Origin of the sequence: Alteromonas sp. W364 (genome assembly GCF_031846205.1) — a bacterium.
Taxonomy (GTDB): domain Bacteria; phylum Pseudomonadota; class Gammaproteobacteria; order Enterobacterales; family Alteromonadaceae; genus Glaciecola; species Glaciecola blandensis.
This window is the reverse complement of the sequence record NZ_JAVRID010000008.1, coordinates 109,893-124,149: the sequence shown is the minus strand read 5'-3', so window position 1 is coordinate 124,149 and position 14,257 is coordinate 109,893. Positions and strand designations below refer to the sequence as shown.

General features: G+C 42.9%; 7 protein-coding genes. 2 read left to right on the top strand and 5 right to left on the bottom strand.

Going from position 1 to position 14,257, the window contains the following annotated elements; translation table 11 throughout:
- Positions 1-116: 116 nt before the first annotated feature.
- The gene (locus tag RM556_RS13705) at positions 117-962 is read left to right on the top strand and encodes an MBL fold metallo-hydrolase (RefSeq protein WP_311374876.1); all 846 of its coding nucleotides are present in this window, start codon (positions 117-119) and stop codon (positions 960-962) included.
- Positions 963-996: 34 nt separating this feature from the next.
- Here RM556_RS13705 and RM556_RS13700 read toward each other — a convergent pair whose 3' ends face one another.
- Complete coding sequence (locus RM556_RS13700; protein ID WP_311362237.1) at positions 997-3,357, bottom strand: DUF5916 domain-containing protein; 2,361 nt, start codon at positions 3,355-3,357, stop codon at positions 997-999.
- Positions 3,358-3,707: 350 nt separating this feature from the next.
- On the opposite strand from RM556_RS13700, the gene RM556_RS13695 reads away from it, so the two are divergent.
- Complete coding sequence (locus RM556_RS13695; protein ID WP_311374875.1) at positions 3,708-4,667, top strand: diguanylate cyclase; 960 nt, start codon at positions 3,708-3,710, stop codon at positions 4,665-4,667.
- A gap of 74 nt (positions 4,668-4,741) precedes the next feature.
- On the opposite strand, the gene RM556_RS13690 is transcribed toward RM556_RS13695, so the two are convergent.
- The 4 genes from RM556_RS13690 to RM556_RS13675 all read right to left on the bottom strand — a co-directional run bounded on the left by RM556_RS13690 (position 4,742) and on the right by RM556_RS13675 (position 14,174).
- Positions 4,742-8,392 (bottom strand): VCBS domain-containing protein, encoded by a 3,651-nt coding sequence (locus RM556_RS13690; RefSeq protein WP_311374874.1) that lies wholly within the window; start codon positions 8,390-8,392, stop codon positions 4,742-4,744.
- 92 nt (positions 8,393-8,484) lie between these two features.
- Entirely contained in the window at positions 8,485-11,520 is a 3,036-nt protein-coding gene (locus RM556_RS13685) for a TonB-dependent receptor (protein ID WP_311362234.1), read from the bottom strand.
- 287 nt (positions 11,521-11,807) lie between these two features.
- Entirely contained in the window at positions 11,808-12,770 is a 963-nt protein-coding gene (locus RM556_RS13680) for a polysaccharide lyase family 7 protein (RefSeq protein WP_409220092.1), read from the bottom strand.
- Positions 12,771-12,854: 84 nt separating this feature from the next.
- Positions 12,855-14,174 (bottom strand): MFS transporter, encoded by a 1,320-nt coding sequence (locus RM556_RS13675; RefSeq protein ID WP_311374873.1) that lies wholly within the window; start codon positions 14,172-14,174, stop codon positions 12,855-12,857.
- Between the last annotated feature and the right edge of the window lie 83 nt (positions 14,175-14,257).

Genomic DNA, 14,257 nt, shown 5'->3' with positions numbered 1-14,257 from the left:
CCTTGGTTAGATGGTACAATTAAACACCACTTGTACCCACGGGTCAAGGGGTACAATAAATTATTTTGTAAAATGTGCTACTATCGAGTGATAACAAGACAAAAAACCTGCCACTCATGAAAAAATATCAAAGAATAATGCAACTAGCCTTGATCTTTCCCATGTTGGTAACAAGTCTTCACGCCTACTCACACGAGACAACGACGGGAAAACATGGAACAGCGCACTATCTAGCTAATGAGGGGATCATGGTTGAAGCAGGAGAGTACAAAGTCCTGTTCGATCCATTTTTCCATAATGATTATGGAACCTATCAACTTGTCCCAGAAAAAATATTGGCTGCTATTATGGCTAACGAAGCTCCCTACAATGATATAGACATTGTTTTTGTTAGCCACGCTCATGGTGACCACTTCAATGCAGACGACATGCTTGCATATCTTCAAGAACACAATACCGTTCATTTGGTGGCGCCTTCTCAGGCAATACAAAAACTGGCGGTATTGGAGGGGTTCAAAGAGATAGAAACGCGAATTGAAGCTATTGCACTAGAATACAAGGACAAGCCAGTTTCATTTAAAGTGAAGGATATTATTATTGATGCAGTGCGCATACCCCATGCAGGCTGGCCGGGACGAGCAGATGTCAGTAATATCGTGTTCAGAGTCACCTTACCATCAAAAGAACACGCCACTACCTATATTCACATGGGCGATGCAGACCCAAACGATACTCACTTTCGTCCATTATTGTCGTATTGGCAAAAGCAAGAGACTGACCTTGCATTTCCACCTTACTGGTTCTTTTTATCCAGCGAGGGGAATTATATTCTCGACTACAGAATCAATGCAAAACGAAGTGTAGGTGTTCATGTACCTTTGAAAGTCCCCGCGCAACTCATCCAAACAGGTAAACCTTACTTTTCAGTACCAGGGGAATCAATCAGCGTCCCGATAGACTAGGCTTTGTTATGATTAGAGATAGGCTGGCCCCAGGCTACTGTAACCATGCATAACTGAATTTCATAAACACTGACTGGCCGTTGGTTTTCAGCTTATTTAAGTCGTCATTATCAAATGCACTATCAGCGTAACCAATAAAGAATTTAGTGAGCGGATTGAGTTTATATGAATAGAGGAGTTGCACACCCAGCTGTTGTGAATCAGCATCAAGACCCAAATCTTCTCCTGGCGCTACAATATAATTATCTAAGTTCCTACTGATATCGGAGTAAGCCAAGGTCACTCTAAAAAATTGGCGTTGATCAAACTGGTAGGTCAGGCGGAAGTCAGTCAGGTTTGCAACAAATAGCTTGTCATTATTTGAATCTAATTTGCTATATGTATGACGAATACGAAGACGTGCGTGAGTACCTAAATTCAGATCGATTGTCGGTTCGATAAAAACTTGGTCACCTAATCGGTTATTCGCGAAGTCGATCGCGTCGCCAACACGAATAAAGTTTCCGATAAAGAAATACTGATTAGGTTTTGTTTCCAAATAGAGTGACATCGACTCCTCTTCAAAATAAGTGGCGTTATTAATGATATCGAGTCTGTTGTTGAACTCTCGCAAACCCACCCTAGTTCGCTTTAATGCACCAAATTGTGCGTAGGACTGATAATCGCCGCGGATATTAATTTGGGCTTCAATTTCTCTCTCAAGAAGCTCTCCATTCATATTATGAGCTTGGTCCCAATCACCGCTGAGCCTGATCCTATTCCACCATGAGTCCTCATTCCACCAATTATAACCACCACCTATAATGGTGACCTTCCGATCGACTCGTGATTGAAAACCTAAATCGGCCCGATAGTTTTCGTCAGTTTCTAAACGTGTTGCACGAAAATCGTAGTCACTCGTTTCATGTCGATAGTCCAAATAATAAGAGCGCCCAGTGAAACTTTCGTTTTTCTGCGTGCGCAATGCAGCTTCACTAAAGTCTTCATCGCGCGAACAATTATTATCACAAAAATTTTCAAACAAACCTTCAGGATACAAAGTGTCAGTATGAATGACTTGCGCCCGCAAGGTATCTTGATCACTCAAACGATATTTAATATCGATAGAGGTCACATAATTATGATAATTCTCTGCATCTCTGGCCGTGACAACGGCACCAATGGCGAGTTTATCTGAGTAATCGAAACGATATCGCGCAGCAAGGTTAGTTGATTTAGCATCGAAATTAGCGACACTAGAGCCCAAATTACCAGGAACTAAAAAGGTGGTTTGTTCATCATTCGCAACGAAAACACCTACTGAGTGTTGGTCTTTTCGCCCAGTGAGCTTCAATCCGTAATCGGGCGAATTCACATTTCGGGTATATATCAGATTTTGAAATGAAGTGAAGTAGTCGGCATTTTCAACGAAAAACGGACGCTGCTCGTCAAAAAACAGCGCAAAAGTATTGTTAATATTTAATTGTGCTGAATCGGCTTCTACTTGAGAGAAGTCAGGATTGAGTGTGCCCTGTAAGCTCATCTCGGGACTTATCGCCCAATTGACATCGAGTCCAATTTCTTGCGCGTTATCGTATTCCCATTCATTAGTGGCAGTTGGATCACGCTCTCGCGTCGCACCGAGCACAGCAGTGGGTACAATAGCCAAATTATTCCCCTGCTTGGCTTGTTCAAAACCACTGGCATCGCCCAATTGACATAAAACACAGGCGTTGTTGCGATTGAAAGGCAGATGAGAAATACGGTACTCATCGCTACGCGGATAAAAGCGGACAAACTCAATGCCCCACTTTTTGATATCCTTGGTTTCTTCGAAGTTTAGTAAGCGTAATGGAATGGCCATTTCTACTTGATAGCCATCTTCTGTAAGCTGACCTTGTGACTCCCATATGCCATTCCAGCTGGCACTTTCATTACCCGTCATTTCATTTTCAATACTGTCGGTTTGCACACCCAATGGGTTAACATAAAACTGGTAAGCTAGCCGCCCGTCGTTGTACGTATCGATTTTGACACCCACCATATCCTGTCCCCAGGTACTATCACGGTCACGCAAAAATGAGCGAATTTGCTCAGGGTCGCTATCATGCGCGCGAAACGCAACAAAGAGTGTACTTCCATCTTCATAAAAGTAAGCTGTAGTAGTAACCGGCGGCTTAGTATTGTCGAAAGGTCGATGGACAAAATTTAGCTTCACAGTATGAGCTTGAGCCCAAGCGCTATCAGATAAGTTACCATCAACAGTAATGGTTTCATCAACGAATGGCACGACCAATTTTTGTTTGACTATGTGGGGTTTCTTTTTGTTCTCTGGGAATTCAGCTTGCGCTTTATTGAAAGGACTCAGAAAGAACATCGAAGCAAGTAGGCTAATAATGATATAGAACGATTTCAAAAAGTTTTCCCAAGCAGTGATGGCGTTATTTTTAATATTATGACGAGGAAGTTTGAGGACATATGCCTCTTAAAAAACCACAACGCCCCAAATGAGTGCAATGGATCCTACGCGCTTTTCGCTTAGCCATCTACATAAAAGCATGATTGATGTGGATCAAAAATTGTAACATTTTATAAACTTTAGTTTGATAATGAGTCGACATATAAACGATTAAGTTTACAGTGTAGGATGCGAAAACGTTATCATCAGTTGTCTGAAAGTGCTGTATTTACGCTAGCAAGGATGATAAACACTGTTTGTCGTGGAGAGTAATACTTTTTAGTAGCCGCCTTTGTGAGTAAGAAGAGATGAATCGAGTAGCTGATCAACCAGAGATATATCATCTGCAAAATGATGGTAGTGAGCGGCACCCCAAAGTGCTGCTTATAGATGAAGAAAGTTCCGACATCGTTCTTTCTTTACAAACGCTGCCCTACGATATTGAACATCTAATAGACTATACAAAACTCGGAAATCATCTCAATTACAATGTAGGTTTGCCTTCTCTTATTATGGTAAATAGCCACAGCAAAATGGTGAACGTTGATAGGTTATTGGTACGTTTAAAGCAGTCAGAATTAAGCAAAACCATCCCGGTAATACTATTCTGCGACTGCATCAACCAATGCCCGGACGATAAGATTAGAGCTTTTACCCTAGGTTGTGACGACTTTATTTCATTACCGATAGACCCCAGGGAATTTGCAGCTCGAGTGCAATCGAAAGTACAAAGTGCCTTATGTCATCAAGAAGTCATGGAAATGGCTTTTAAAGATGACCTTTCTGGCTTGATCAATCGCCGTGGTTATAACTATGCCTTAATTAATGAATGGGCTCGCTGCAAACGTACGAAAAAGACGATCAGCATGCTAATTATAGACATAGACAATTTTAAAGAGTTTAACGATAAATTTGGCCATGCTAAAGGTGATGAACTCATATTGTTAGCTTCTGAAACCCTCAAGAAAGCGCATAAACGAAGCTCAGATGTGGTAGCACGTTACGGCGGCGATGAATTCATCTTTTTACTCCCTGACTGCAACTATGATGGCGCATCCAAGATTGCGAGGGATTTGGTCGAACGCTTCAATAAGTTAAATATGACACACAATCATTTATTGAAAATGAGTAAATTTTCTATCAGCATTGGTGTGTCATCGCTGATTCCAAACCAAAAGAATACTGCCAGTGACCTCTTTGCAAGAGCCGATGATGCCTTGTACAAAGCGAAAAAAGAAGGCAAGAATTGCTGGAAAAGAGCAGATTAAAAAAACCTATAGGAAGATAAAAAAATCCCCGCTAGTTAACACTAGCGGGGATTTTTTATAGAGGTTTTGAACACTTACTCAACCGCAACAACAGCTTCAGATGTCGATGAGTTATAAGGCGAAACTGCATTGTCGGTGTCTAGGGAATCACCTGCCATATAAGACTCAAAATCATCAAAGAATACGGAAGTTGTGCCCGCCGTATCAGAGTAAACTGCAAAATTATCTACTGATACAACACCCGTTGCTTCTCTTGTGCCGCCATTATCACCAAATCTCACTGAGACGTGGGTCAAACCACCAATCGAGTTATTATCCGGGGTAAAACCGTCGGTCGTCAATCTGACACCATCAACTTCAACAGTAATCAGAGGGTTAACGGTTAAGTCGCCACCAGGATATTCCCAAGTAATCACCACATTCATATACTGGTCCAACACTACAGTGGCAGCCGACGTATCTAAGTCACTAGGACTCCTAACACCAAATGAGTTATCTCTAATACGCAGGTCTAAAAGAGCACCGTCATTATTAGTAGCAGAGTTGAATAGGGTAATAAATGCATCACCGTTACCAAGGTCATCATCTAAACGCTTAATCGCAACTTCAAATCGCCCTTGGGCCAGTGGACCATTGTCACCTAAGGCATAGCGAAGCTCACCTGTGTCACCTGGGTCTGTATCACGGATTTCACCGATTTTGTTGCCTTCGGTACCCGGCCCACCTACTTCACCGATAGTTTCAACGGTAGCTTCAGAAGTACTGGAGTTATATGGAGAAACAGGGTTGTCTGTATCTAATGAATCGCCATCAACGTAAGATTCAAAGTCGTCCGAGAAAACTTCCGTTGTGCCAGCTGTATCAGAATAGATGAACAAGTCGTCAACAGTGAATTTACCTGTTGCTTCTCTCACACCACCATTGTCACCAAATCTGAAGGATACGTGAGTCACGCCACCAATTGAGTTGTTATCCGGTGTAAAACCGTCGGCTGTGAAGCGAACACCGTCTACTTCTACTGTAACCAATGGATTAACTGTTAAGTCGCCGCCTGGGTATTCCCAAGTTATGACTACGTCCATGAACTGATCTAGCAAGACAGTTGCCGCACTCGTATCAGTATCACTAGGACTGCGCACACCAAAGCTGTCATCCCTAATACGCAAGTCTAAAATAGCACCGTCGTTATTTGTTGCAGAGTTGAACAGAGTAATAAATGCATCGCCGTTACCCAAGTCATCATCTAAGCGCTTAATTTTAGCGGTCACTCTACCTGCAGCTAATGGACCACCATCTCCAAGAGCATAACGTAACTCTCCAGTATCACCTGGGTCAGTATCGATAATGACAGCAACATTATTAGCTCCAGTATCAACCGCAATTGTACCTGTAATGGTAATCGCTAGTTCGGCGGTACTGCCATCCACAGATTCAATAGTAACGGTATCTGTCTCACGCTCTCCAACCAGCAGCGCAGCAATAATCGGGTTACTTGTATCTAAGGTATAAGTCCATGACCCATCTTCTAATATTGAGAATGAACCATAAGTCATCGTTGCCGAAGAAGGAATGATAAATGCTTCACCTTCGTCCGGGTCAAGCACACTGACAACACCCGTTAGAGGGTCAACTTGATCACTTGGTAACGTACCAGTGAGATCAAAGAATACCGCCGGAGTTGGTTCAGATGTGCCATCGCCTACATCAAATACGACCACTTCAGAATAAATAGATAAGCTGTAAAGGCTAGCATCAGAAGCTAAGGTTTCACCCACGCTGTAGCTCTCAAAGTCATCTTCAAATACGCTCACTGTGCCAGCAGTATCAGAGAACACTTCAATGTTATCTACAAAGAATGAACCAAAAGGAATCGTTCTATCGTTATCACCAAATCTAAATTGAATGGCTCTTATACCTTCCTCAAACCATTGGTCTAAATTCTGGAAGTCAGAGTCAACAACCGCAGCAGTTGAGAATGAACCGCCACCAATCACTTCACCGTCAATCGATACGGTTAACTGTTCAGTTGAGTCTAAGTCCCAAGTGATTTCAACATCGTAGAATTGATTTTCAACAAATGGCGCTGTGATGATATCACCAGGATACGCGTCACTATCAGTGTTACGTACAAAGAAGCGAGGCATTATCTCGTTGCCTGCACCGTCAGTTTGCGTGCCTTGAATACGCAAATCGATAAGTGATTCACTTGAGCTTCCCGAGCTACCGTAAAGGGTAATGTAAGCATCTTTCACATTGCCGTCACTGCCTAATGCTTCTTCTTTCGAGAACGAAGCACTTAGTTTACCTTGGCGTAAATTATTTACGCTAAATCTAATTTCACCCGTGTCGTTGCCAATATCGGAAATTTTAACCACTTGGGTTAAAGCAGCAACTCGCACTTCAATTTCTGCAGTGGTGCCGTCAATAGAAGTAATCGTGACTGTATCATTCACCGAATTTCCTACTTCTAAACTAGCCACAGTTTCGTTTGCAGTATCGACTGTATATGACCAGTTCCCTTCCGCTGTGATACTAAAAGTACCATAGTCGAGAGCAACATCTGTTTGAGCAATAATCGCATCTTCTTCGAAGTTTGGATCGGTAACAATAACCGTACCCGTGAGTGGATCTGTTGCAGTATTTTGCACAGTGCCACTCAACACACCTTCAATAATTGCTGTGACAGGGTCATTGTTATAGCCAATTGCAGAACCGATAACATCGAGTAATGATTCATCAACATCACCTGCAACTTCTGAGCTCGTTTGCAGATTCGTTTGCGCTGTCTCAAATGCATCTAATGTTTCTTCTGAAAACTCGCCATCGGCTAAATCTGCAACTATATTTGCAATGACCGTAGCAATATCTTTTGCATCATCGTCAGCATCAAGCTGAGATAAAAGCGCAAGTACAGAACCGTAACGATCTGCATTCTCTGCCCCATCTGCACCTAAAGGAACTTCACCGACCGCGGTAGGCAGTACTTGGGTCGTGTCAAAGCGAATACCAAAGCGAGCATTAATGATGTCAGCTTCAGCAGCAAAATTATTTAAGTTAGCACCTGCAGCTTGCACTGTCATTTCAGTTAACGGAGACACAACGTAAGAAGGCGCCGGTGTTTCCATATCGCCTTCAACTACATCTACTACCGATCTCATTAATGGCGCGTCTAGCGTTTCGCCGGTCGATTCATCAGTATAAGTACCACCAGTACAAGACACTAAACCGGCACCTTCAAAATGCACGTCACTAAAGGTAATTGCGCCAGTTGCATCAGAGCTTGCTGTACTTTGTGCTGGTGTTACCGCTGCACCACTGTCGTCTACTGCGAAAATTTCACAGCTGGCACCGCTCACGGGTCCTTTAACGACATTCGCTGATACGTCTAGAGTAGGATTAATGACGGGTGTCGATGCACCTACGCCCTCAGTGAAACCAGCCTCATCTGTATAGACTGCTGACACAGAAATCACTGTCCCTTCGTCTGCTTCGGTAATTGTATATGTTGTGCCAGTGGCGCCAGTAGACCAAGCGTAGCTAACTGATTGTGCTGAAACACCGTTTGCATCAGTGATCAGCGCTGATAATTCAGCACCCGCAATAAAATCACTGCCCGTGATCGCTATACTGCCGGGTCTATTACTATCTAACTCTGCCTTGTCATCGCTACCACAGCCGACTAAGGCTGTTGCAACAACAAGGGGTATAAGAGATTTCTTAAACATACTTTCTACTCCTGAAAGATTTACTTCTAATTTGTTACTTATTTGCCCAACACTGTGGGCAAATGTGTATGTGATATAAGCACTTTGCTCTATTAGTACTTGAAGCTAATACCCGCGAATAAACGAGGACCGTAGTCGTTAACTTCACCTAAATTACCCTGAACATAGAAATCTTGTGATTTCGGCTCACTGAACAAGTTAATTGCTTCAACTTTCACACGAATGTTTTTGCTGATTTTGTAAGAAGCTCTCGCCTCCCAAACGCCCACTTCATCAACAAAACGTAATCTTGTTCCGTTACTTGTGTAGGGCTGGAAGTACTCACTACGATATTTGTAGATAAGTGCCGTATCGAAGTCACCCACTTGATAGTAAAGCTGGCCACTGAATACATGCTCAGAGAAACCAGGTACCGCACCAGGAGGAATGATCCCTTCAGTCAGCTGTGTTGTAACGCCATCTAGATCAGTAATGAATGTGTCGCCATAATTACTGTCTTCAAACTCAAAGTCTGTGTCAGCGTAGTTATAGCCAAACTTCACACCAATACCACTGTCCCAACGATATGCTATTGACGCTTCTAAACCTAAGAGGTCACTTTCATTGTCAGTGGTCACTGAGTTAGTGATTGGCAAGGCAACATCAACACCTTCTACGTTGAAGTTCTCTAATACTGTTTGTTGTTGGAAACCACCATTAAACTGCTTGTAATATACGCTAACCGCGAAGATGGAATCTTCATTTGGGTACCATTCAAATGCCACATCGTAGTTCCAAGACATCAATGGTTGCGTGTCTGGGTTACCAGAACCATTAACACCCGTTAACAAATCAGAAATGGTGACAGGCGCTACTTCGTCATCAGTTTGGAAAGTACGGCTAAAGCCAAGATCCGCTGGGTCAGCACGAGACATACCACGGTAAATACCCGCTCTTAACAGAATATCTTCGCTATAATCTACAACTAAGTTAAAGCTCGGAAGCACCTCTGTGTAGTCACCGCCACCCACAATGCGCTCTATTGAATCATTAGTGACGAGTGTCAGTACACCCAGCTCACTTGTTTCTACATCAAAACCTTGTCTAAAACCGATAGAAGTCACGTCGGTGTTCACCACGCGCACACCAAAGTTACCGCGAATGAATTTACCAAACATCTCAGTATCGTAATTAGCCATGACATATGCAGCAGTGGTTTCTTCTGTCACATCAATTGTACCGGCGTTTGCGTATTCAACTTCAGGGTAAGCAAATTCGCCACCTTGTGAAGCAACAACGGCTTGTGAGAAACAAACATTGTTGTAAGTAGCCCACGAAGAACCTGTGCCACTCGCAATTACGTTGCCATCACTGTCAACATTGGTAATGATGTCGCCATCAGAAATACTCGATAAATAGTCTGACTCAGGGAAATCAATCTGGCACCCTTCGAGAATGTCTATCGCGGCTGTGTTGGCTTCATTTAATGTAAACTGATTTCTTGACCCGTTACCATTCGTTCCACCAAATTGAACAAAGGTCAATTCAGATCTGCGCACGCCACCTTGGATGCTAGTAAAATGTTCACCGTTTAGAGAGTAGTCAAAATCAATCCGCGCAGAAACAACTTCATTATCTCTTACGTTTTCACGGTCGATACGAGTACGTAAACTATCCGTAAAGTTTGAGATATCTGTAACATCAAAGTCACTCACCGTTAAGTGAGGAATATATTCGCCTAAATCCCAAGAGAAGAATGGACGGAATGCGGTTCTGCCACGGTTAGAGATTTGTAGTTCTTCACGCTTAGTTTGTGAGTAACCAAAATCGGCGCTGATGCTAAGGTCATCAGTAACGAAGTGCTGAATGTTTAAACCGTAACCTTGATAGTTTTCTTCACGAGAGAACTGCTCTCCTGCAGACTCAAAGCGCTCTTCACCTTCCCAATGTAAAATGCCACCTACACTGTTTGTAACAAGGTTTTGGCCTGTTACACCTGGCGTCACACGTTTCTGTAAAAAGAGTAAATCATGACGAGCTTCTGCTTGTACTCGGTCGGATAATTGTGCGTCGAAATTGATATCCCACGCGTCTGAAGGACGGAATTGAAGCCCAATAAACAATGCATCTCTTTCATCAGAGGTTTCGTTTTGACGGAAGCTTCGACTAGAGCCAGTCCACGCATAGCCGGTACCTGAGCTTTCAGCGCGACCTGTTGCTGGATCGATATCTGTTTCATAACCTTGGTTGTTACTACCGTTAACCTGATCTTCACAATCTCCTGCAGATGAACGGAAAAAACCTTCATTCGTGTTTGTCGGGTCGTTGAGACACGCCCATAACGAAGAACCCGTCGGGCTAGAGCTACGATATTCAGCTTCTGGTTGGCTGATGTCTTGTCGTTGCCAACCCACTGTAACGCCTAATGCTTGACCATTACTAAATTCAAACTGATCTACATAACTGAGAGTGCCGCGATAACCCAGATCGCCTTGGAGTGAATTTTCTACATTTGTTTGATCAGGGTTGTAGTTTAACTTTACTTCACTTTGGAAACGTTGTTTTCCAAAGTCGAGTGGCTTTAGCGTTTCTAGTGTAATTACACCCGCTACACCACCTTCAATCATAGAGGCGTCTTGCGTTTTGTAAATCGCAACTTTTTTCATTAGCTCCGAAGGAAACTGAGAGAAGTTAACAGAGCGGTCACCACTACCGTTAGTCGCTTCACGCCCATTGATATGAGTGGCACTTAGAAAGGGACCTAAACCACGAATTGTAATCTCTGTCGCACCACCATTCTCACGGTGTGATGCAGCGCCAGTAATTGACTCTAAGGCTTCACCGATTGAAAGAGCGGGTAAATCACCAATATCTTCTGCAGATAAACCATCAACGACGGTGGTTGCTTCACGCTTTATGGCTATTTGGTCTTGTATCGTTTTGCGGGTTCCTACAACATCAATCACTTCAATTACATTTTCTGCGCTTTCTTCACTTTCGGTTTGCGTTTCTTGTGCAGTAGCGGCGAAGGCAAATGAGCTAGCTACTGAAGCAATGACTGCAAGCTTGACCCATTTTGCAACAGGTGACAGCGTAAATTGCTCTTCCTGATTGAGTGAGTTTTTATGTTTCCCTGATATCAACGACATATCGAGTTCTCCGTTGTTTTTGTGCGAGCATTTGATTGCGAATCGCTTGTTATGTTTATGTTACGCATTTGTTAGCACCAATATACTTAATCGAAACCAATATATCAACCAATCGTTAACAATTTTATTACCAATACGGCTTACCAAAAATAAAAACCAAATCATTTGTAAACACAAAAAAAAACCGCCATTGCATTGCTGCAGATGACGGGTTTTATTTGGGATCCTTGACAAAATTGGTCAGACAATCAACTTAGAATAAAATCTTATTGAGACCGTAAATGACCTCAGAATTTATAGCCTTTATGCTGATTTTGAATGTGGTAGAAAGTTGCCTGCACGTAATCACCTTCTGCACCACCATTATTTTGGTTATACACACCGGCTTTAAAATACATGTATTGGTTACCAGCGCTATAACCGCTGTCTTTCATGTCATAGTACTTAGTAATATTTGGTTTACCTTCCCTGATTAAGGTAACAAAGAGGATCTCATTCTCTACCGTTATCTTATAGGAAAATTTTTCATTCAAGGCGATACCATCTTCAGGATTATCGAGAGTATGAGAACGCGTGCCAATCATATTTATCCAAATATCGTCGCCACCATTGATCTCATGCGCAAAATAAATAGTCCCCTTCGTATTGCCAGGTAGCTTCCGGTAATACAGTCGAATAGGTTCGTCATCCGTTGCGTGTATTTGGCCTACGATAACGCGACCAACCATTTTTTCATCACCCGTAGTCGATACTCTATTCACAGCCAGAGTGCCTTCTAAGCTACCTTCAATGCCGCCAGCTTTGCGCTTCATAGCACCATGTGCACCACCAAAAACCCAGTTATTTTCAGTAATCCCACGGGTTTTAATCCGTGTGTTTCCACGACGCAACATTTCGCGCAATTCCGTTCTCGCATACTTGGTATTCTTGGAAGTTTGCGCACCGACATTTGGACACGCGAACACTAAACCACCATCATCTGCAGTGTAGAAAAATGGCTTCAGTTCGAAACCTTCATTGAGAGGGTTCTCATATATCGTGTCCGCTTTTTTGTCTTTGTTGATGTCTGTTGGCAGAGTCAATGACCAATCTAGCAAGTCAAAGTTTTCACCTGGTTTTTTACTTGGGTCGAGTTTAGTAAAATCACCCAATAACACGCCTTGCGCAAGGCTAGTGTGAGACTCAGGGATCTGAACATCTTTATCAGACGCTTGAGCACTCGATGTAAAAACCAAACAACTAAAGGTCATTGCTAGGGCAGTCATAAGACTACCCTGGTTACGTTTCGGATAAAAACCAGACATCAACGATGATATGTTCAAAGCCTTCATAAGTTATGATTCCTGTGCAGAACCTGTATTTTCACCGTGCGGCTTTACAGGTTCAACTTTCGGACACAACAACAATACGCTAAGCATCGCGATGAGCGCCAGCCCAGCACCGATACCAAATACGATGGTGTAGTTTCCATCTGCTGTTAGAAACGGGACAGAATAAGTTAACGCCGCTGCAGCAAGCTTGGCCGCCATACCTGCAAAACCAGCTAAGCTCCCCACGGTTTTTCCACCAAATAAGTCACTTGGAAGTGTTTGAACATTACCTATCGACGTTTGGAAGCCGAACAATATGGTTGCCATGATAAGAACCGCAGCCACTTCGCCACCTGGATTTGATAACATCAACAAGGCGGGTAGCATTATCATACAACCTAACGAGATAACGACTTTTCGAGTCTTATTCACTGACCAACCTGCCTTCAATCGGTTTTGCGCTAACAATCCGCCGAACCAAGCACCAAACATTGCTCCTAGATAAGGTACCCAGCCGTAAATAGCTAAGCCCTTTACATCCATTTGATAAACTTCAACAAGATATGTTGGGATCCAAACGATGAACAACCACCAAATAGGATCAATTGCCGCTGTTGCGATAATGACACCCCAGCTTTGCTTGTGGGATAAAAGTTGGCCGGTAGAAGGTGTGTATTCCACTGCATTTTCGGCTTCACTTTTCACTTCATTTTTCTGACCCGTCAGAATGTATTGTCTTTCTTCTTCGGTAATCCAAGGGTGATCACCAGGTGGAGACTTCACCACGATTAACCATGGGATTAACCACAGTAAACCAATTGCACCAACAAGAATAAAAATGACTTGCCAGCTGAAGAACAGTGCAAGATAAGCAATCAATGGAACAGAGATCAGTCCACCTACTGCGGCGCCAGAGTTAAAGATGCCTTGAGCCAGCGCACGCTCTCTCGTCGGGAACCATTCTGCATTAGCTTTCGCCGCACCAGGCCAGTTACCCGCTTCTGAAATACCAAGAATTGCTCGGAAAATACTGAAGGTAAGTATACCTTGTGCAAACGCGTGCAGTATGGTGGCAATAGACCAAATACCAATAGACAAAACAAAGCCTAATCGTGTACCAATCCAATCAAATATTTTACCGAAGATCGCTTGACCAAAGGCATAAGAGAAAAGAAAAACAATACTAATGATGCCGTACACTTCTTTTAACTCGGCATCGGTTTTGTCTGGGTAAATTTCCTTACCCATAAATGGCCACAAAACACTCAGCGTTTGTCGGTCGATGTAGTTAATGACCGTAGCAAGTGCGATAAGCGCAATTACCCACCACCTCAAGTTTTTCATATTTTATTCCTATGCTTTTTACTACTAATTATAATTTTTATCTGTCGTTTATACTGTCTGTAGGTAGTTAGTTTTATCAACCA

Coding starts and splice junctions, on each gene's coding strand:
- RM556_RS13705 (WP_311374876.1), top strand. CDS start 117: ATGAAAAAATATCAAAGAATAATGCAACTAGCCTTGATCTTTCCCATG.
- RM556_RS13695 (WP_311374875.1), top strand. CDS start 3,708: ATGAATCGAGTAGCTGATCAACCAGAGATATATCATCTGCAAAATGAT.
- RM556_RS13680 (WP_409220092.1), bottom strand. CDS start 12,770: ATGACCTTTAGTTGTTTGGTTTTTACATCGAGTGCTCAAGCGTCTGAT.
- RM556_RS13675 (WP_311374873.1), bottom strand. CDS start 14,174: ATGAAAAACTTGAGGTGGTGGGTAATTGCGCTTATCGCACTTGCTACG.
- RM556_RS13685 (WP_311362234.1), bottom strand. CDS start 11,520: ATGTCGTTGATATCAGGGAAACATAAAAACTCACTCAATCAGGAAGAG.
- RM556_RS13690 (WP_311374874.1), bottom strand. CDS start 8,392: ATGTTTAAGAAATCTCTTATACCCCTTGTTGTTGCAACAGCCTTAGTC.